At 76.5% G+C, this 19,853-nt stretch carries 13 protein-coding genes; 2 read left to right on the top strand and 11 right to left on the bottom strand.

The window, feature by feature from the left end; all coding sequences use genetic code 11:
* Window positions 1-43 precede the first annotated feature (43 nt).
* The 6 genes from FHR36_RS35215 to FHR36_RS35240 form a co-directional block, all read right to left on the bottom strand.
* Window positions 44-2,932, bottom strand: a complete 2,889-nt coding sequence (locus tag FHR36_RS35215) for a hypothetical protein (RefSeq protein ID WP_253804092.1) — start codon at window positions 2,930-2,932, stop codon at window positions 44-46.
* Window positions 2,932-4,812, bottom strand: a complete 1,881-nt coding sequence (locus FHR36_RS35220; protein ID WP_253804093.1) for an HSP90 family protein — start codon at window positions 4,810-4,812, stop codon at window positions 2,932-2,934. Before FHR36_RS35220 ends, FHR36_RS35215 begins: the two co-directional genes overlap by 1 nt.
* A gap of 67 nt (window positions 4,813-4,879) precedes the next feature.
* The gene (locus tag FHR36_RS35225) at window positions 4,880-5,860 is read right to left on the bottom strand and encodes a hypothetical protein (protein ID WP_253804094.1); all 981 of its coding nucleotides are present in this window, start codon (window positions 5,858-5,860) and stop codon (window positions 4,880-4,882) included.
* A gap of 166 nt (window positions 5,861-6,026) precedes the next feature.
* Entirely contained in the window at window positions 6,027-7,544 is a 1,518-nt protein-coding gene (locus tag FHR36_RS35230) for an FAD-binding oxidoreductase (RefSeq protein WP_253804095.1), read from the bottom strand.
* A 145-nt stretch (window positions 7,545-7,689) separates the two neighbouring features.
* The gene (locus FHR36_RS35235; protein WP_253804096.1) at window positions 7,690-8,562 is read right to left on the bottom strand and encodes an LLM class flavin-dependent oxidoreductase; all 873 of its coding nucleotides are present in this window, start codon (window positions 8,560-8,562) and stop codon (window positions 7,690-7,692) included.
* A 33-nt stretch (window positions 8,563-8,595) separates the two neighbouring features.
* Window positions 8,596-9,537, bottom strand: coding sequence for a helix-turn-helix domain-containing protein (locus FHR36_RS35240; RefSeq protein ID WP_253804097.1), 942 nt, complete (start codon window positions 9,535-9,537; stop codon window positions 8,596-8,598).
* Between the two features lie 104 nt (window positions 9,538-9,641).
* On the opposite strand from FHR36_RS35240, the gene FHR36_RS35245 reads away from it, so the two are divergent.
* Window positions 9,642-11,141 carry an alpha/beta fold hydrolase gene (locus FHR36_RS35245; protein ID WP_253804098.1) on the top strand — a complete coding sequence of 500 codons (1,500 nt, stop codon included), beginning with the start codon at window positions 9,642-9,644 and terminating at the stop codon, window positions 11,139-11,141.
* A gap of 147 nt (window positions 11,142-11,288) precedes the next feature.
* Window positions 11,289-12,488 (top strand): serine hydrolase domain-containing protein, encoded by a 1,200-nt coding sequence (locus FHR36_RS35250; RefSeq protein WP_253804100.1) that lies wholly within the window; start codon window positions 11,289-11,291, stop codon window positions 12,486-12,488.
* Window positions 12,489-12,748: 260 nt separating this feature from the next.
* Here the strand turns inward: FHR36_RS35250 and FHR36_RS35255 are convergent, their stop codons facing one another.
* The 5 genes from FHR36_RS35255 to FHR36_RS35275 form a co-directional block, all read right to left on the bottom strand.
* Window positions 12,749-14,740: a YehQ family protein gene (locus FHR36_RS35255; RefSeq protein WP_253804102.1), complete on the bottom strand. Its 1,992-nt coding sequence runs from the start codon at window positions 14,738-14,740 to the stop codon at window positions 12,749-12,751.
* A 32-nt stretch (window positions 14,741-14,772) separates the two neighbouring features.
* Complete coding sequence (locus FHR36_RS35260) at window positions 14,773-15,903, bottom strand: VWA domain-containing protein (protein ID WP_253804104.1); 1,131 nt, start codon at window positions 15,901-15,903, stop codon at window positions 14,773-14,775.
* The gene (locus FHR36_RS35265) at window positions 15,900-18,188 is read right to left on the bottom strand and encodes a DUF5682 family protein (protein ID WP_253804106.1); all 2,289 of its coding nucleotides are present in this window, start codon (window positions 18,186-18,188) and stop codon (window positions 15,900-15,902) included. Before FHR36_RS35265 ends, FHR36_RS35260 begins: the two co-directional genes overlap by 4 nt.
* Window positions 18,188-19,270 carry an ATP-binding protein gene (locus FHR36_RS35270; protein WP_253804158.1) on the bottom strand — a complete coding sequence of 361 codons (1,083 nt, stop codon included), beginning with the start codon at window positions 19,268-19,270 and terminating at the stop codon, window positions 18,188-18,190. Before FHR36_RS35270 ends, FHR36_RS35265 begins: the two co-directional genes overlap by 1 nt.
* A 98-nt stretch (window positions 19,271-19,368) precedes the next feature.
* Window positions 19,369-19,853 (bottom strand): DUF4132 domain-containing protein (locus FHR36_RS35275; protein ID WP_253804108.1); only part of this gene is annotated, 485 nt, incomplete at its 5' end.

The following is a 19,853-nucleotide window of genomic DNA, read 5'->3' on the forward strand; positions in this document are numbered from 1 at the left end:
TCTTCGATCCTGATCGGTTCCCCGGCGCGGCCGGGGCCGGGCGTCAGCCCTGCTCGGCCTCGGCGGCCAGGCGGTCGCTCAGCCCGGCCAGCACCCGCGCCGCCTCCGGCAGGCCCGCCCGCTCGCAGCGCTCGACCCCCGCCGCCAGCCGGGCCCGGGCGGCCGCGGTGCGGCCGAGGCTGCGCGCCTCGATCAGCGCGGCCATCCGCAGCGCCTCGGCGCGCGGCTCCTCGCCGTCCTTGCCGCCCGCCTCGTGAGCGGCGACGGCGGCCTCTGCGGCGGCCAGCGCCTCCTCCGCCCGGTCGGCGACGGCCAGCGCACGGCACCGCTCGTACTGCGCCACGCCGCGCTGGAACCAGCCGGTCACCTCCTGGCCGGCCTCCTCGGCCCGGGCGCAGACCGCGTCCGACTCGGCCAGGTGGGCGAGCGCCGCGTCCAGGCCGTCCGCGCCGCGGGCCTGCATGGTGAGCCGGGCCAGCTGCTGCAGCGTGCTGCAGAGCTGGTCCGCGCGGGCCGCCAGTCCGTGCGCGGTGATCGCCCGCTGCAGCGCGGCCTGGGCGGCCTCCCAGCGGCCGGCCTCGGCCAGGGCGACGGTGGCCTCGCAGGCGACCATGGTGTGGATGTCCTGGCCGTCCTCCCAGGCCGCGACCTGGTCGGCCAGGCGCAGGTACTCCTCCGCCGCCTCCCGGTGCTCCTCCAGCGCCAGCAGGCAGCGGGCCAGGTCGAGCCGGACCTGGGCGGTCTGCCGGTCGTCGAAACCGGCCCCGTCCGCCTCCAGCAGCACCGACTCCAGCACCGCGGCCGCGTCCGCGACCCGGCCGCTCTCGCGCAGCACCGAGGCGAGTGAGATCCGCACCCCGGCCGCGTCGTCGGCCTGGCCCGCCCGGTCGAACCGGGCCGCGGCCTCGGTGAACGCGCGGGCCGCGCCGGCCGGGTCGCCGGCGTGCTCGCTGGCGTGGCCGAGCATCGCGTACGTCGGGCCGAACGGGAACGAGTCGTCGTGCCAGCGCACCGCCCCGGTCAGCGCCCGGTGCAGCACCTCGACGGCGGCGCCGTACTCGCCGCGCATCAGCTCGACCTGGCCCAGCAGGCCGAGGCTGCGCGGGGTGCGCCAGGGCAGCTCGTCGCGCTCCAGCTGGGCCACCACGGCGGTCAGTCCGGTGCGCGCCTCTTCCAGCCGGCCGCGGCGGGCCGCCATGTCGGCGGCGTACTGGGCGGCGGTGGCGATGCGGTGCGCGCTGCCCAGCGCCTCGCTCCCCTCGCGGTACGCGGCGAGCGACCGCTCGAAGCGCTCGACCAGCTCCTCGGACGGCTCCGGGAGGGCGTCGCCGAGCTCGTGGTACGCCGCGTAGGTGACGCTGTGCAGCACCGACACCCGGTCCTCGTCGGGCACCTCCGCAGCCAGGCGGCGCAGCTCGTCCAGGTGTGCCCAGTCGGGGCGGACGCCGTCGTCCTCGCCGAGGTGCGCGACCGCGGCCCGGGCCCGGACCACCAGCGCCCGGCCCGGCAGCTCCGCCTGCTCGTACAGCTCGGCGGCGGCCAGCAGTTCGGCGCGGGCGGCCGTGCGGTCCTTGCGCTCGAAGGCCTGCTGGGCCCGGTGGGAGGCCAGCTCGGCGCGCAGCCGCTCCAGCGGGCCGAGCTCCTCGTCCCCGCTGTGGTGGTAGTCCTCGGCGGCGACCGCGGCGGCGATCCGGTCCCACAGGGCGTCGCCGTCCGGGTGGTCCACCCGGTCCAGCTCGCGGGCGCGCAGCACCAGCGCGGTGAAGTCCTCCGGCACCGGCTCGACCGGCGGCCGGACCACCGGGGCGGCGGCGGGTGCCACCGCGGCGGCGCGCACACCGAGGGCCAGCGGCCGGTCGAGCAGCGGCGCCCGGCCGAGCCGGGCCCGGTGGCGGTCGCCCACCGCCGAGGTGCCGTTGCGGGCGTCGAAGCGCCCGGCCAGCTCCTCGCCCTCGGCGGCGACGTGGGCGCGCAGCTCCGCCACCGTCCAGCCCTGCCCGGTCGGGCCGGCCGCCGGCAGCGCGCCGTGGCCCTGCTCGGCCAGCCGGGCGGTGAGCACCTCCACACCCGTCAGGAACTCGAGCCGGGCCAGCAGATCCCCCTGGCCCTCGAACAGGCCCCGGTTCTCGGCGAGGATCTCCAGGCCGCGCGGCTCGTTGCCGGACAGCGCGCAGAACTCCAGGTGCAGACCGATCTGGGTCGCCGTGCTCGACTTGCCGCGGGCACCCCGGTAGCCGACCAGGTGGCCGGAGCGGGCCTCGTCCAGCCGGCCCTCGCGCAGCAGCGGCAGCAGCGCGTACGCGTGGCTGGTCCACGGCTCCTCCGAGCAGCCGCTCTCGCCGGTCAGCACCGGCTTCCACACCTCCAGCGCCCGGGCGTCCTCGCCGCGCCGGACATGGTGCCGGGCCCGGGAACGGACCTCGCACGCCGTGCAGTCGCTCATCCGCGACCGGGGCCGGGTCGCCCACAGGTCGAAGGCGTCCTCGGCGGCGGTCCCGGTGTGCGCGGCCAGGTGGAAGCGCTGCGCGTAGTACGGCTGCAGCTCGTGGCCGGCCCCGGCGTAGCGGGTGCGCAGCTCCTCGTGCCAGCGCTCCACCGCCTGCAGCGGCACGTCGGGGGTGCTCCGCAGCGCCGAGGCGACCCACTTGAAGCGCCAGAACAGCTGGGTGCGCGACCAGTCGTCGAAGTCGTCCGGGTGTTCGTCCCACAGCTTCAGCAGCCGGGCGAAGACCACCGGCGCCTTGCGCGGCTCGCCGTCGTACTCGTACGCCTCCATCAGCTCCATCAGCGCCAGCACCTGGAGGTCGCGGTGGTCGACCAGCTGCTCGGCGGCCTCGACCAGCTCCTCGGCCGTCACCGTGCGCTGCCGGCCGTACGGGCGCGAGTCGTTGGCGCGCAGCGCCGCGACGAGCGCCTCGGGGGTGTCCGTCATCAGGACTCCTTCTGCGGGTCGGCCGAGTCGAGGCCGAGCATGGCGTGGTCGAGCAGGCCGAGGAACGAGCGGTTGAGCAGCCCGCTCTCACCGGAGGTCAGCGGACGGCGGGTCATCAGTACGGCCTGCCCGTACAGGGCCTCGGCGGCGATCACCGCGAGTTCCCGGCCCGGGATCGAGGACGCCCGCCGTACCAGCGGGTTGAGGTGGTTGAGCACCAGCTGGGCGCGCGGCACCTCGGACCGCAACGAGCCGAGGATGTCGGCCCACAGCCCGTCGGCCTCGTCGGCCAGCCGGGACCGGGTCCGCTCGTGCCGGGCCTCGCGGTTGTCCAGCAGCAGGGCCGGTGCGTTGGCCGGGTGGAAGCTGCGCAGCGCCACGTCGCAGTCGAAGCGCCCGACCACCTCGCGGGCCACGGCCAGGAAGGCCGCCGCGGCGAGCTCCGCCGCCGGGTCGACGCTGTCCAGGTGCGCGGTGACCGTCCCCGGATCCAGGTCCGCGACCGACGTGCCGGGACGGATCTCCGGCAGCCGGTGCACCAGGTCCCCGTCGTAGGTGTAGCCGCCGTTGACCACGCCCAGACCGGCCGCCCCCGCGATCGGGGCGACCTGGCGGAACTCCTCCACCGTGCGGGCGACCAGGATCACCGGGTGCGCCCGGGCGAACTCCTCCAGCGTCACATTGCCGTCGGTGGTCTCGAACGGCAGCCAGGGCAGCAGCATCCGCAGCAGCTCGTCGTCGTAGCGCGCCAGCGCCTTCACCGCCAGGTGGTGCACGCCGATGAAGCGGTGCAGCAGCGCCGGGTCGCTGGCCGACAGCCCGGTCAGCCAGTCGCGGATCCGCGCCCCGCACGCCTCGCGCACCGCGGCGAGCGTCTCGTCCGCGTACAGGCCCTCGCGGGACGCGGTCGGCCGCAGCCCGTCCGCGTCGACCACACAGCGGACGAAGAACGCCCAGTCCGGCAGCAGCTCGTCCGCCTGGTCGGAGACCAGCATGCCCTTGAGGTGGACCCGGTGCCCGGCCCGGCGGGACGGCGGCGCCGCGTCCGGCAGCACGTACGCCGCGCCGCGCAGGCCCACCAGCGGCAGGTCCAGCTCGATGGTGTCCAGCGGGGTGAAGTCGAAGGTCTCGCGGCAGTACGCGGCCAGCGCCTCGCGGCGGGCCAGCGGCGAGCCGTGCCGCACCGCCCACGGCGCCGGCGCGTCGATCCGGGTGACCGCGCCCCGGGCGTCCTCGACGGTCACCTCGTGGCGCAGCATGCTGCCGTAGTGCCGGGCGAGTTCGACCACCTGGTCGTGCCGGGTCCACTGGGCGGCGTCCGGCCGCGGGGTGAGGCGCACCGTGGTGCCCGGCTCCGGCTTGGCCGAGGCGGGCAGGGTGGTGATGGTGTAGCGGCCGTCGGAGTGGCCGCGCCACTCCACCACCGGCGCGTCCGGGTGCTTCGCCGAGCGGCTGACCACGGTGATCTCGTCGGCGACCACGAAGCACGCCAGCAGGCCGATGCCGAACTGGCCGATGAAGTCGCTGCGCGCCGCCGCCAGGCCGGTGTTGTCCAGCGACCCGTCCGCGGTCCGCTTGGAGCTGCGGCCGATGGTGGCGAGGAAGGTGTGCACGTCGGCCTCGCTGAGGCCGACGCCGCTGTCGGTGACGGTCAGGTCGCCGTCCGCGCGGACGGTGATCCGGGCCGGCGCGTCCGGGTCGAGGGCGCGCCGGGCCGATATCGCGTCGACCGCGTTCTGCAGCAGTTCGCGCAGGTAGACACGGGGGCTGGAGTAGAGGTGGTGGGAGAGCAGGTCCACCAGGCCGCGCAGGTCGACCTGGAAGGTGTGTGCGGTGGGTGCGGTGGGTGCGGCGGACGCCGCGGGGTCGGTCGAGGACACCGGGTCGGGCTCTTTCGCTTCGGTGACGGGCGGAGGACTGGGGCCGGAACCCCGTGGAACGGGCGGATCAGGCGCGGGCCGCGGCCTCGCGGCACTGCCGGAACGCCTCGCCCGGCGAGGAGTTGAGGTACGCCCACGGGAAGCGGGTCACCGTGGAGTCGAGTTCGCGGAACAGCAGCTCGGCCGTGGCCGGCTGCCCGGCGATCGAGAACGCCATCGCGAAGGTGTTGAACGCCGACTGCCAGCCCCGCCCGCGGCGGTACGCCGGGTGCAGCACCGAGCGCTCGGCCGCCTCGTGCAGCTGCTCCCGGACGTCCTTGCGACCGATGTACGCCCGGTCGTCGCCCTGGTCCAGCTCCAGCCAGTGTTCGATGTGGGCCAGCGCCACCAGCTCGCCCAGCGGGCTGCCCTCCGGGGCGGCCAGCATCGCGCCGCGGGCGAACTCGTGCATCTCCTCGCGCGAGCCGCCCCACTTGGGGCACAGCTGCTGCAGCCGCTGGCGGTGCGAACCCAGGTGGTCCGGGCGGCGGCGCAGCGCTGCCTCGAAGCGGTACCGGGCGACGTCCGGCCCAAGCGACGCGCCACGGCCGCTGATCTGCAGGAAGTACCACGGCGCCAGCCAGGACGGCTCGCGCTCGGCGGCCGCGTACAGCTGCTCCTCGGCCGCCTCCAGGCGCTCGCCGAACACCTGCCACTGCTCGCGGCTGACGTGCTGCGCCCGGGCACGGGTACGGGCCTCCCAGGCCCAGGAGACCTGGCGGGCGCCGGAGAGCAGCAGCGCCGACGCGTCCTCGGGCTGCGCGGCGACCGTCTCCGCCAGCCACACCTCGCTGCCCGGCGTCTCGGCGACCTCGGCGACCAGCCAGGTCAGGTCGGCCTCGTCGGTCACCGCGGACAGCCCCGCGCGCAGCGCCGCCCAGTCACCGGCCGCGGCCTGCGCCTGCATCAGGCGCAGCTCCGCGTCACCGCAGGCCGGGTCGACCTCGGGCGCCGGGGCGGCGGCCGCCGCAGCGGGCCCGCGGCCGAACAGGCGTCTGAGAAGCGGCATGGCGCAACCCCCTCCGTGCCGCCGGTCGGTTTCGGCCGCGGCACACGTTCGTCTCCACCGGTGCCCGCCGTACGGAGACGACGGACACCACACGAACGGAGTACATATCACGAGGTGACGACATGTGTGGAGCCCAATATCGACGGGCGGGGACCGGCGACCGTCCTCAGGCGAGGACCACCGACTGCGGGAAGGCGAACACCCCGTCCGGGTCGTAGCAGCGCGCCACCTCCTGGAGCCGGCCCAGGTTCGCCCCGTAGTAGGCCCTGCCCCAGTCGGGCAGCGAGGCGTCGATGTAGTTCACGTACGCGCCGTGCGCCCCCAACCGCGCCAGCCCGTCCCGGATCCCGTCCACCACCTCGGTGGTCTCCTCCTGCCCGGCCTGCGTGGTGCCCGCGTACACCTGGGCGCTGGCCAGCGAGGAGCGGTGCGGGAAGGCCGTCGCGTCCGGGGCCAGCTCGGCCACCGCGCCGCCCAGCGAGTCCAGCAGCAGCGACACCCCGGTCCGGCCGGCCATCAGCTCCACCACCCCGGCGGAGTCCACCGGCGTCGGACCCAGCATTCGCGAGACCGCCACGAACGCCGCGCGCGGCAGGATCCCGCCCTCGAAGATCGGATGGCACTGCGCGATCGTGTCGGTCGAGCAGCCCGCCATGAACTTCATCGCGTCCAGGTAGTCCTTCTCCAGCACCCGCGACGCCGTCGGCTCGGTGCCCACCGCCGCCACGAACCGGGCCAGCAGCGGACGCAGCGAGTCCTCGCCGCCCACCCAGCAGCCGACGATGTGACAGGTCGGCGGCGTACCGCCGGCGACCTGGCAGCTCGCCCACAGCTCGAACGGCGCCGTGGCCACCCACGGCTGCCACGCCCCGATCACCGCCTCCGACGACCCCGCCGGGAAGTTCATCGTGAAGACCGTCAGCCCCGGCGCCGGCGCCGTCTCGAACGAAAACTGCGTCACCACCCCGAAGTTGCCGCCGCCACCGCCGCGCAGCGCCCAGTACAGGTCCGGCTCCGACTCCGCCGACGCCTCCCGCAGACTGGAGTCCGCCGTCACCACCTCGGCACCCACCAGCCGGTCGCAGGTCAGGCCGTACTTGCGGGTCAGCACGCCGATGCCGCCACCGAGGGTCAGGCCGCCCACGCCCACCGTCGGACACGACCCGGCCGGCAGCAGCCGACCCGCCGCCGCCAGCGCCGCGTACACCTCGATCAGCCGCGCCCCCGCCCCGACCAGGGCCGTCCCGTCCGGCCGCACCTCGACACCGGCCATCAGCCGGACGTCGATCACCAGCCCGGCGTTCGGGATGCTGTAGCCGAGATAGCTGTGGCCGCCGCTGCGCGCCGCGATCGGCACCCCGTGCCCGCGCGCCACCTCCAGGCACGCCTGCACGTCCCCGGGCGACACGCACCGCGCCACCGCCGCCGGAAGCTGACCGTCGTTCAACTCGTTGAAGCCCAGGCGCGCCACCGGATAGTCCGGGTCGCCGGGCAGCACCAGCCGCTCACCCAGCCGCGCCCGCAGCGCCTGCCAGTCCGGCGGCAGCGCCGCGGCCCCGCGGGCCCGGCCCGGCCAGGCGTCGAGCGGCCTGCGCGGCGCCGCCACCGCGCTCCGCGCACCCGCCACCGTCATCGCGCCACCGGCGCCGAGCGCCGTCAGGAACCGCCGTCGATCGATCGTCATAGCCGCTGCCCACTCCCGAGGTGACCACCCGTGGCCACGCCCGCCGCGTGGCCGACTCCGCGGTCATCCTCACCCGGCCCGCGCCGCCGCCGGCGGGACGCGCCGTTGGTAAACCAACCTTTTGGGCCGGGAGAGTGACAGTCCGTCAAGCCGCGAGGGCGTCCAGGACGCTCCTGAGCTGCTCCAGCGGTTCCTCGCCGACGATCCGCAGGACGACCGTCCCCGCTCCGGCCGCCGCCAGCTCGCGCACCCGTCCGGCGGCGTCCGCGGGGCGGCCCGAGACGGTGAACACCTGCTCCGGCGGGCGGCCGAGCCAGCCGCCGTGGCCCTCGACGCTGGGCCGCAGGGTCCGCGTCACCTGCTCGGCGTCCTCGCCGACGGAGCAGAAGGCGAGCACGATCAGATCGTGGTCGGCCGTCGCTCCGCCCTTGGCGATCAACTCCCGTGCGTGTGCCAGATCCTGGGGTCCGTGGCCCTCCGCGATCAGCGTGCCGTCGGCGACCCGGCCGGACAGTTCCAGCGAGCGGGGCCGGACCACGCCGGCGACCACCGGCGGCGGCTCGACCGGCGGGTGCACCAGCTGGATGCCGTCCAGGCGCACCTCGCGACCCGCCAGCTCGACCCGCTCGCCACGCAGCAGCGCACGGACCGAACCGATGGTCTCCTCCAGCAGGGCGAGCGGCGACCGCGGCGCGACGCCGACCGAGGCCATCCACTCCGCCACGCCGTGGCCGATCCCGGCGACCAGCCGCCCGGGGAACACTCGCGCCAGCGTGGCCAGTTCCATCGCGAGCAGCGCCGGGCTGCGCAGCGGCGCGGGCGTGATCCCGATGCCCACCCGCAGCCGCTCCGTCACCGCCAGCGCCACGGCGGCAGCCGACACACCGCCGCTCCACCCGAGATCCTCGACCACCCACAGGTCGTCCACGCCGAGCGCCTCGACCTCCCGAGCGAAGGCCGGCAACCCTTCCGGCGCCCAGTCGCGGTCGTACATCACACCGATCCGAACAGTTGTCATACGTCGTACCGTATGTCCGGCCCGGTCGGATGATCAGCGGCCGGCGACGGGCGCCTCGAGGTGGGTGTCGAGGGCGGCGCGGAGCCAGTCGTGGGCGGCGCCGAGGGTGGGGTGGGGGACGAGTTCGCCGGCGAGGCGCCAGTAGCGGTCCATCACCGGGTGCGCTGAGTCGGCGAGTTGGCGGCGCAGCCGGCGCCGGAAGGCGGGGGAGTCGGTGGTGCCGTGGGCGCCGGCGTGGGCGGCGACGAAGCAGTCCAGGGCCTCGCCCGGCTGGGGGCTCCGTCCGGCGCCGACAGCGGGTGCGGTCAGCTCGTACGCCTCGGCCAGGCCGTCGTAGAGCACGGCGGGGCGGAACCCGGGCGCCTGCTCCGCCGCGCTGGGCGGGCGGCCGCCGTCGCTGCCGCCGGGGCAGGGGGCGGTGACGGTGGCGTGCAGGCGGGCGAAGGCCAGCACCTGGGCCGGTGCGGGATCGGTGGGCAGGTCGGGAACGGCCGCGTCGACGATCCGGGCCACCTGGCAGGCGGGCAGCCGGACGGGCAGGATCCGCCGCCAGTAGCGGGCGAGGACGGTGGTGTCCGGGGGGACGGAGACCGCGCCGATCAGGCGGAGCCGGTCGGCGCGCTCCTCGGGCGGGCAGTCGTGCAGCAGCCGAAGCGCGGCCTCGCGCCAGCGCAGGGCGGCGAGTTGGGTCCCGAGCTCGCGCAGCTGCCGTGCGATGGCGTCCTCCAGGGCGTCCCCGAGGGCGTCCTCGCGATCGAGCAGCGGGTCGATCGCGGGCACCGGCAGGTCGAGGGTGCGCAGGGAGCGGATGAGCCGCAGCCGCTCCAGCGCTTCGGGCCCGTACCTGCGGTGGCCCCCGGCGCTGCGGGTGGTCTCCGGGAGCAGCCCGCGGTCGGAGTAGAACCGGACCGTCTTCACCGTCACGCCGGCCTGCGCGGCGAGTTCTCCGATGCTCCAGGTGCCGTCCGGGCCCACGACTTGAACCTCCTGCAGGGGGAGTTCCTAGCGTACGCGGCATGAGCAGGCGCGGACGGCCTTCGGGGTCGGACCGCGGAGCGACGGCGCGCGAGGAGGCGGGCATGACGACATTCGTGCTGGTACCGGGGTGGTTCACCGGCGGCGGGATCTGGCAGGAGGTGGCGGGTCGGCTGCGGGCGGCCGGGGCGCAGGTGCACCCGGTGACCCTCACCGGCCTCGGCGGCCCCGACCCCGAGGGCGGCCCCGGGCCGGACCTGGAGACGCACATCGCGGACGTGGTCCGCCTGCTCGACGAGCCGGCGGCGCCCGAGGTGGTGATCGTCGGTCACGGCTACGGCATCCACCCGGTGCTCGGGGCGGCCGACCGCCGTCCGGAGCGGGTCGCCCGCGTCGTCTACCTGGACGCCCCGTTGGCCGGAGACGGCGACGAGGCGGCCCGAACCGTGCCGGACCGCCGCGCGCTGGACCTGCTCGGGCGGGGCGTGGCAGCGATCCCCGTGCCCGCGGTCGGGGAGTGGGAGCGCTGGGGCAGTACGGCGGGGCTCGACGGGCCCGCGCTGGCCCGGCTGACCGCCCTCGCCGTCCCGCACCCGGCGGCCACCCTCACCCAGCCGCTCCGGCTGACGGGGGAGGCCGCGGCGCTGCCCACCACCGGAGTGCTGTGCACCGCCGGCGGGGCCACCATCGCGATGGTCGAGAACCTGGTCGCGGGCGGCCCGCCGCAGTTCCGGGCCCTCGCCGACCCGAAGGTCACCTTCTTCGAACTCCCCGCCGGGCACTGGCCGATGCTCTCGCACGCCGAGGAGCTGGCCGAGGTCCTGCTCGCCGCCGCGGCGGGCCAAGGGCACCGGATCGGCGTGCCCGGCGAGCCGCCCGCGTACCTGCGGCCGTTCGTGCTGGACGTGCCGGACGCGCCCCGCGAGCGGGTCGGGCGATTCGACCTCCACCTCCCCGACGGCGTCGCCGACGGGAGCGGCCCGCGCCCGGCGGTGGTGTTCGTCCACGGTGGGCCGCTCCCCGCCGGGATGCGGCCCACCCCGCGCGATTGGACCACCTTCCGCGGCTACGGCCGCCTCGCCGCCGCCCACGGGGCGATCGGCGTGACGCTCGACCACCGGCTGCACGGCTTCGGCGACTTCGGGCGCGCCGCGGACGACCTCGCGGACACCGTCGACCGACTGCGGGCCGACCCGCGGATCGACCCCGACCGGATCGCCCTGTGGCACTTCTCCGGCGCCGGACTGCTGCTCGCCCCGCTGCTCGCCGCACCGCCGCCCTGGCTGCGCTGCGTCGCGGCGAGCTACCCCGTCCTGGCGCCGCTGCCCGGCTGGGCCCCGGTCGATCCGCGCTTCCGTCCCGTCGGGGCGGTGTCCGGCGCGGGCCGACTGCCGGTCGTGCTCACCCGGGTCGGCAGGGAGAACCCGGCGTTCGCCGCCACGGTCGCGGAGTTCCTGGCCGCGGCCCAGGCGTACGACGCGCAGATCGAGGTGATCGACGTACCGGACGGCCGGCACGCCTTCGACACCCTCGACCCCGGCCCGCAGTCGCGGGAGGCGGTGGAGCGCGCCATGCGGAGCGTCCTCACCCACCTGCGCGCCTGAGCGGGCCGGGCCGACCGCCCGTCAGGGCCGCTGCCTGCCCTCCGAACGAGTGGACTCACCGGCCCGGGCGGGGCAGCGGAGCGGCCCGGGCGGGGTACCGATGGTGATCTGGCGGTCCTGGCCCGTGACCGGAAGAGGCACCCCGACGTGCGACGTACCCCCTACCGACGGCTGTTCGCCGCCGCGCTGCTCGCGGCGTCCGTACTGGCCCCGATGACGGTGACCCCGGCCTCGGCGACGGCCGTCCGGGCCGCCGGCCTCGCCCGGCCCGCGCCGGACGACGACTGCCCGCTCGGCCCCGAGCTGACCGCCCGGCTGGACCGGGCGATCGAGGACGTCCGGCAGCAGGCCGGTATCCCCGGCGTCGTGGTCGGACTGTGGCTGCCGGGCCGGGGGAACTATGTCCGGGCGACCGGGGTGGCCGACACCGCCACCGGCCGGCCGATGCGCACCGACGACCGCTTCCGGATCGGCAGCGAGACCAAGACGTTCACCGTCACCGCGCTGCTGCAGCTCGTCGACGAGCACCGGGTCGGCCTCGACGACCCGATCTCCGCCTACGTCGACGGCGTCCCGAACGGCGAGCGGATCACGCTGCGCCAGCTCGCCGAGATGCGCAGCGGGCTGTTCCCGTACACCTTCGACGAGGACTTCCAGCACGACCTGCTGAGCGACCCCACCCGGTCCTTCACCCCGCAGGAGGTGCTGGCGTACGGCTCCCGGCACGACAACACCTTCGACCCGGGCACGCAGTTCCAGTACTCCAACTCCAACCTGGTCCTGCTCGGCCTGGTGGTCGAGAAGGTCACCGGGCGGCCGCTCGCCGAGGTCATCCGGCACCGGGTGCTCCGCCCGTCCCGCCTCGGGCACACCCTGTTCCCGCAGGGCGCGGAGTTCCCCGAGCCGCACCCGCACGGCTACACCGACCAGACGCTGACCGGCGCGACCGCGGACGCCACCGACTGGAACCCCAGCTGGGCGTGGGCGGCCGGGGCGATGATCTCCGACCTGCGGGACCTGCGCCGCTGGGCGGAGATCGTCGCCACCGGACGCCTGCTCAGCCCCGAGACCCAGGCGCAGCGCCTCACCATGCTCCCGACCGGCTTCCCCGGGACCGGCTACGGCCTCGGAATCTTCGACGCCAACGGCTGGATCGGGCACAACGGCTCCATCCCCGGCTACGAGACGGTGACCGTGTACCTGCCGTCGCAGCGGGCGACCCTGGTCATCGAGATCAACACCGACTCCAGCAGCCAGGGCCAGGAGCCGTCGACCCTCCTCGCCCGCGCGATCACCGCGATCGTCACCCCGGACCACGTCTACGACGGCACGGTCCCGCCGCGGTAACCGGGCTGCGCCGGCCCGCCGGGCGGCGCAGCCCGGCAGGACGGCGGACACCGGATGTGGAAGCGTGGGGCGCAGGAGCGCACCGGTTGTGAGAGGAGTGGCCATGTCGTCGAAGCGGCGTCGGAAGAAGAAGGCACGGGCGCGGCGCGGGGCGAACCACGGTCGTCGTCCCCAGTGCTGAGCAGAGCGTGAACGATCGCCGGCGGCTCCCTCGGGAGCCGCCGGCGATCGCGTTGTGCCGGCCCGCGCGGGTCGGGCCGTCAGCCGGGGCGGACGGCCTCGCGGTGCGCCTCGGTCGCGACGGCGACCCGGACGGCGGCGTCCGCCCAGCCGCGGACCGCGGCCTCGGGGTCACCGCCGCGCAGCGCGTGGGCGAGGGCCCGCAGCAGTTCGGCGGTGGTGGCCAGGCCGTCGCGGCCCAGCCGGTCGGCGGTGCGCTCCAGGCGGGTGAGGGCGGGGCCGTCCGGGTGGCGCAGTCCGCGGTGGGCGATGTCGGCCAGGGCGGCGAGCGCCTCGGCGAGGCAGGCGGCGACCGGGTCGGTCGACGGCGCCGCGGCGGGGGCGAGGGCGCCGGAGCCGCCGCCCGGCGCGAGGTCGGGGACGATCACGGTGCCACCCGCGAGCAGTGCGACGGGTTCCAGCACGGTCCGGCCGGCGCGGCGCTCGACGGTGGCGCCGACGTGGGTGACGGTGTCCGAGGCCAGCGCCGCGGCGAGCGCGTCGAGGGCGCCGGGACAGGCCGGGTCGTAGGTGGCGGCGAGGGTGGCCGGGTTGCCGGCGGCATCCCGGACGGCGGCCTCCAGGCGCTGCTCGGCCGCGTCGTAGCGGACGTCCTCGACCGCGGACAGCGCCACCACGTGCACGGACTCGGCGGCGATCCGCGGCCGGATGAGCCTCGGCGGGCGGCCCTCCAGGCTGCGCAGCCGGGCGTCCAGGTCGGTGAGCAGCAGCGGGGCGGGCAGGTCGGTCCAGGAGGTGCCGACCGGGGTGACGGTGGTGGCGGCGATCCGGCCCCGGCCGAGGCCGAGTTCGCGGGCGGCGCTGCGCACCGCGCTCTCGCTGACCACGTTCCCGGCGGCGAGGGTGTCGAGGCGGTGGCCGGCGACCCGGCGGGCGCCCAGCGCGTGACCGGTCGGCGGACGGCCGTCGGCGGGCACGTCCCAGCTGCGGCGCAGCACCAGGACGGTCCCGGCGGCGGGGTGGGCGAGGTACACCTCGGCGGACCGGGTGCTCGCGGTGGAGCGCACCCGGCAGCCCAGCGCGGTGAGGCGGACCCGGCGCAGCGGCGTCTCGGCGGCCTCCCGGACACCCAGCACCTCGGACGGCGACGCCCCGGGGTGCGCGGCGGCGCGGTGGCGGGCGTGCAGCTCGGCCAGGAGCAGGGCCGCCTCCTCGGGCCGGTGGTCGGCGGCCCGGGCGGCGTACGCGTCGAGCTGGCCGATCAGGTCGGCGACCAGGCCGGCCGGCCAGTGCAGCGACCGGGCGGCGAGCTCGTCGCGGACCCGGTGGAAGGCGGCGGTGAGGACCGGCCCGGCGTGCACGGCGCCGTCGAGCAGCAGCTCGCGGGCGAGGCCGAGCGCGGTGTCCAGGGCGGCGCGCTGCGGGGCGTCCAGGACCGGCGGGATGTCCGGGTCGGGCTCGGCGCGGCCGCCGAGGGTGACGGTCGGCCTGCCGTCGGCGGCCCGGAAGGCCCAGACGGCGAGGGCGATCACTTCGCCGCGGCGGTCCTGCGCGGCGTCGGTGACCGCGAAGCCCAGCTCGCCGGGGACCGGGAACCGGACCGTGCAGGCGGCGAGTTCGGCGACCGGCTGCGGGTCGTCCGGGGTCGCGTGGTGCAGCCGGGCGGTGCAGCCGCGCTCCAGCGTCCGGCGGGCGGCGGCCACGGCGCGGGCGCCGACGGCGGCGGTCAGCGCCTCGTCGTCGAGCGCACCCGGGGACCAGAGGGGAGCTTCGGGCCCGGGGGAGGTGCCGGGGGCATCGGCGGCGGCGCGCTGGTGGGCGAGGACCAGGGCGATCCGGTGGCGGCAGACGCCCGGTGCGCCGCAGGTGCAGCTGCCGCCGTCCAGCCCGGTGCCCGGGGGCAGGGCGACGGCGCTGCCGTCGGCGCAGGTGCCGCGCAGCGTGCCGTCCGGGTCGAGCGCGGGCACCGGCCCGTCCCCGGCGTCGACCTCCCGGGCGGCGCGCTTGACCAGGCCGCGGTTGGCGAGGGCGGCCAGCGTCTCCGCGTCCAGGGCCAGCAGGTCGGCGCGCATCCCGGCACTCGTCGTGGCACTCGTCCCGGCGCTCATCGGCCGAGCCGCTCGGCGACGAACCCGGCCAGCATGCCCGGCGTCATCGCCCCCATGTGCGCGCCGGCGTCGGCGAGCAGCCCGGCGAGTTCGCGGTCGTACGCCGGGGCCGCCTCCTCGTCCAGCGCGGCCAGGCCCAGCACGGTGGCGCCCTGCCCGGTCAGCGAGCGGACGGTGCGCAGCAGCCGGTACCGGTCGCCGCCCTCGTAGAAGTCGCTGATCACCGCGAGGATCGTGCGCCGCGGGTTCTCCACCAGGCCGGCCGCGTAGTCGACCGCGCGGGCGATGTCGGTGCCGCCGCCGAGCTGGACCCGCATCAGCAGCTCCACCGGATCGGTGACGTCGGAGGTGAGGTCCACCACCTGGGTGTCGAAGGCGACCAGATGGGTCTTCAGCCCCGGCAGGCTCCACAGGCAGGCCGCGGTCACCGCGGAGTGGATCACCGAACCCACCATCGAGCCGGACTGGTCGACCAGCAGGATCAGCTGCCACTGCTCCAGGTGCCGGCGGGTGCGGGAGTGGAAGTGCGGACGCTCGATCAGGATCCGCCGCTCGGCGGGGCGGTAGCGCCCGAGATTGGCCCGGACGGTCCGGCGGAAGTCGAAGTCGCGGGCCAGCGGGCGCTGGCTCGGGCGGGAGGACCGGGCGCCGGTGAACGCCTGGCGCAGCTCCGGGGTGAGCCGCTCCATCAGCTGCCGCACCACGGCGGCCACGATCCGGCGGGCCTGGCCGAGCAGTTGCTCGTTCATCAGGTGCTTGGTGCGGAGCACCGCGCGCAGCAGTGCGGGGCTCGGCTCGACCCGCTCCAGCACGGTCGGGTCGGTGACGATCTCGTCGATGCCGTACTGCTCGACCGCGTCGCGCTCCAGCCGCTCGATCGTCTCGCGGGGGAAGAGGCGGTGGATGTCGTCCAGCCAGTCGACCGCGGTCACCCGGGACGGCTCCAGTCCGGCGCTCCGCACACCGCGGCGGTCGAGGTCCTGGTCGCGGCCGTACAGCCACTCGAGGGCGGCGTCGCGGGCGGCGGCGTCGGCGCTCGGGCGGCCGGTCCACGGCTCGGCGGGGGAGCCGAGGACCAGGCGCCAGCGTTCCAACGCGGGGTCGGGGGTGGTCTCCGGCGGGGTCACCGGGCGCTCCGCAGGCCGTGGCGGTCGAGCAGGGCGGTCACGTTCTCCTCCAGGGCGCGGGCGGCGGCCAGGTGCAGGGGGTCGGCGGTGGTGCGGAGCAGGCCGCGGCCGGAGCCGCGCAGTCCGCGGCGCTCGATCAGGCGGCGGGCGATCCGCTCGCGCTCGCGCGGTGGGAACCAGGCGAACGCCTGGCGCAGCGCCGGGAGGGCGATCAGGAACTCGGCGTCGGTGAGGTCGGCGAGGACGGCGTCCAGAACGGCCAGCAGCGAGCCGTCGCCGGAGTCGGCGGTGACCTCCTCGCGGGCGAGGGCGAACAGGCCGGCGAGCCAGTCGCCGAGCGAGTCCAGGTTGCCGGCGGCGTCGAGGGCAGCGACGTCAAGGGCGGCGGCGTCGAGTGCGGCGACGTCGAGGGTGAGGTGGAGGCCGTGGGCGGCGCCGCGCAGGTCGGCGGGGGCGTACGGGTCGCGGGCGATGCGCAGGGCGAGGGCGGCGGTGTCCGCGCGGGTGGCGGTGAGCTGCTCGGGGGCGTGGCGGAGCGCGTCGCGGACGGCGGCGAGGGCGGTGAGCCGGGCCGGGTCGGCCCCCGACCGGCCGTGGGCGCCCTCGACCAGCCACAGGATCCGGCTGACGGCGCCGTCCAGGACGGCCGCGAGCAGCGGGCTGCGGGCGGTGCCGTACACGCGGTCGTGCCGCCACAGGCCGAGCGCGGTGGCGAGGACGGCGCCGAGCGCGCCCGGGTCGGGATGGCGGGCGACGGTGGCGGTGAGCGTGGTCAGCAGACGGTCGGTCAGGGCGGTGGCGCCGCACAGGACGGTGTCGAAGAGCAGGTCGGCGAGGCCGGCGTCGGCCGAGCCGGTGGTACGGGCGCGTTCGGCGAGGACGGTGGCGGCGGCCTCGTCCAGGGTGGCGCCGTACGCGCCCGCCTCGATCAGGGCGGCGTCGCGCCCGCTCTCCGATTCGGCCTCCCAGCGCTCGCCGGTGACCGGGTCGGCGCCGTGGGCGGGGCCGGCGGTGCGGTGGCGGCCGGGCACGCCGAGGACGCGCAGCCGGTGCAGGGTGCGGCTCGCCGCCAGGCCGTCCGCGATGGTGAGGTCGCAGGTCAGCGGGCGGGTGCCGGTGGCGCCGATCGCGGCGAGCCGGGCGCCGGCGTCGTGGACCAGCGGCGGGGCGGGCGTGTCGGGATGCAGGCGCCCGGTGCGGCCGCCGCTGGCGGCGGCGACCATCTCGACCACCACCGGGTGGCTGCCCGGCGCCAGCGGGGCGCGTTCGGACCAGGGCAGCGGCTGGGTCAGGTCGTCCTTGACGAGGGCGCCGGCCAGGCCGTCGAGCACGTCGGTGCGGGACGGCACGGCGTGGCCGCGCAGGGCGGCGAGGCCGCCGGTGAGCGCGGCGGCGGCGACCAGGTCGGCGGTGGAGACGGGGTGGCGGCGCCGGCGCAGCCGGGCGACCACGGACCTGCGCAGGCGGTCGGCGGCGGCCTCGGGACCGCCCTCCCACAGCCGCTGGTAGTAGGCGGGCGAGGGCATGCCGGACTGGTAGCCGGCGAACGCGTCGAGCTGCCGGAACGAGTACGGCACCAGGTAGCTGCCGGAGACCGCGCCGGGCGGCGGCGCGGGCAGCGCGGGCCGGCCGGGCACCTCGGCGGGCCGCCCGGCCAGGGTGCGCAGGGCGGGCGTGTGGAAGCCGCCGGTGACCACCAGCACGGTCGCCGTCCCCGCCTCGGCGAGGACGGCGCGGACCCAGTCCGCCATGTACGCCTCGCGGGCCCGGTCGCCCTCGTCCGCCTCGGCGTCGCCGCGGACCAGGTCGAAGTAGGCGTCCAGGCGCTCGGCCAGCCCGTCCGCCGGGGCCACCTCGAACAGGCCGTCCCACAGGGCGTCCACCGAGCCGGTGCCGAACCGCTCGCACAGCCGGGCGGTGGCCTCGGCGTACCGGGCCTCCGCGTCGGCGTACCGGTTGGCGCGCAGCTCGAACGCCGGGTGCCAGGACGGCAGGTCGACGAACAGCACCTCCGCGCCGACCGCCCGGCCCTCGCGCAGCGCCACCCACTCGGGCGAGTAGTCGCAGAGCGGCGCCCACGTGGTGGCGGTGCGTTCGGCGTCGCGGTAGTGGCTGAACACGGCGATCGGCAGGTCGTGGCCGAGGGCCAGCTCGTCCAGCCGGCCGTTGAGGTCCGCCGGGCCCTCGACCAGCACGTACGCGGGCCGCAGCCGTCGGACGGTGTCCGCCACCAGCCGGGCGCAGGCGGGGGAGTGGTGGCGGACCCCGAGGAAGACCGCGGGCATCAGCCGGCCAGCAGGTGGCGGGCGTCGTGCACGGCCTGCCAGTGCGCGCCGCGCCGCCGCGGCACGCGCTGCTCCAGGTAGCGGCGCAGTCTGGCCAGGTCCTCCGGGCTGTCCTTGGCGGCGGTGCCGGCCAGGCTGGAGACCAGGTCGGCGGCGTTGCCCGGCTCGCCGCGCAGGTACCAGCCGCGCAGCCCGACCGCGTGCGCGACCGAGACCGCCTCGGCGGTGCTCATCACCGCCGACGGGCGGTCGCCGCCCTCGGCAGCCCGCAGCTCGCGGAAGGCGGTGACCAGGACCTCCAGCAAGTCCCGGTCGGGCGCCGCGGTCACCCCCGAGCGGCGCAGCAGGTGCCCGGACTCGGCCTCGACCAGGGCGAGTTCGGTGTCCAGGTCGGGGATCGGGAAGACCGTCTCGAAGTTGAACCGGCGCTTGAGCGCCGAACTCATCTCGTTCACGCCGCGGTCGCGGGTGTTGGCGGTGGCGATCACGTTGAAGCCCTGCTTGGCGAAGACCATGCCCTCGGGCCCGTCCAGCTCGGGGATGGCCACCACCCGCTCGGAGAGCAGGGACAGCAGCGAGTCCTGCACCTCCAACGGGCAGCGGGTGATCTCCTCGAACCGGACCACCCGGCCCTCGGCCATCCCCCTCAGCATCGGCGCGGGCACCAGCGAGCGCGTGGACGGGCCCTCGGAGACCAGCAGGGCGTAGTTCCACGAGTACTTGATCTGGTCCTCGGTGGTCGCCGCGCCACCCTGCACGGTCAGCCGGGAGGTGCCGCTGACCGCCGCCGCGATCAGCTCCGACAGCAGCGACTTGGCGGTGCCCGGCTCGCCGACCAGCAGCAGGCCGCGGTTGGTGGCCAGGGTCACCAGGGCGCGCTCGACCAGCGCCGGGTCGCCGACGAACTTGCGGGCGATGCCGGCCGCCTCGTCCCCGACGATGAACCGCCGGGCCGCGCGCAGGCTCAGCTCCCAGCCCGGCGGACGGTGGTCGCGGTCGTCGGCGCGCAGCGCCGCCAGCTCCTCGGCGTACCGGACCTCGGCGGGCGGCCGCTGGAGCTGCTCCTCGGCGGTGGTGGTCATGGCGGCCCTCCCGGGGTGGTCGGTGCGGTGGTCCGTGCGGCGGCCGGCGCGGTGGCCGGTGGGGTGGTCGGTGCGGCGGTCGGGGTCGGTGGGCGGGTTCACGGCGTGGTCAGCTCGGTCAGGTCGGCGATCACCTCGGAGGCGGTCACCGGGTCGAGCTCGGCGAACGTCGGGAAGGTGCGGTTGTGCGTCCAGTAGTCGCCCGGGCGGACGTCGAGCCACACCGTCTCGACCCGCTGCTCGGGGAAGACGTCGTGCATGCCGACCGTGATGCCGTGCTCCGGGGAGAGCACCACATAGCGGTCGGGGCCGACCCGGCGGGACAGCCAGCGCTCCACGCCCGCGTCCTGCGGCTCGCCGCGCTGCCAGCCGCGCCGCTCCATGCCGACCAGCCGGGCGGTCGGCAGCAGCGGACCGTTCTCGAAGCGGGTCAGACGGTGCCCGGCCCGCTCCTCGTCGGTCAGCGCGTACACCTGACGGCCGAGCTGACGGAACGGCTGCAGGATCTCGTAGTCGGCGAACACCTCCGACCAGGCGGCCAGGTCGTCGCCCAGCAGCAGCGGGTGGGCCAGCCGGACGGTCG

It is taken from the genome of Kitasatospora cinereorecta (assembly GCF_024172095.1).
In the GTDB taxonomy this organism is placed as follows: Bacteria; Actinomycetota; Actinomycetes; order Streptomycetales; family Streptomycetaceae; genus Kitasatospora; species Kitasatospora cinereorecta.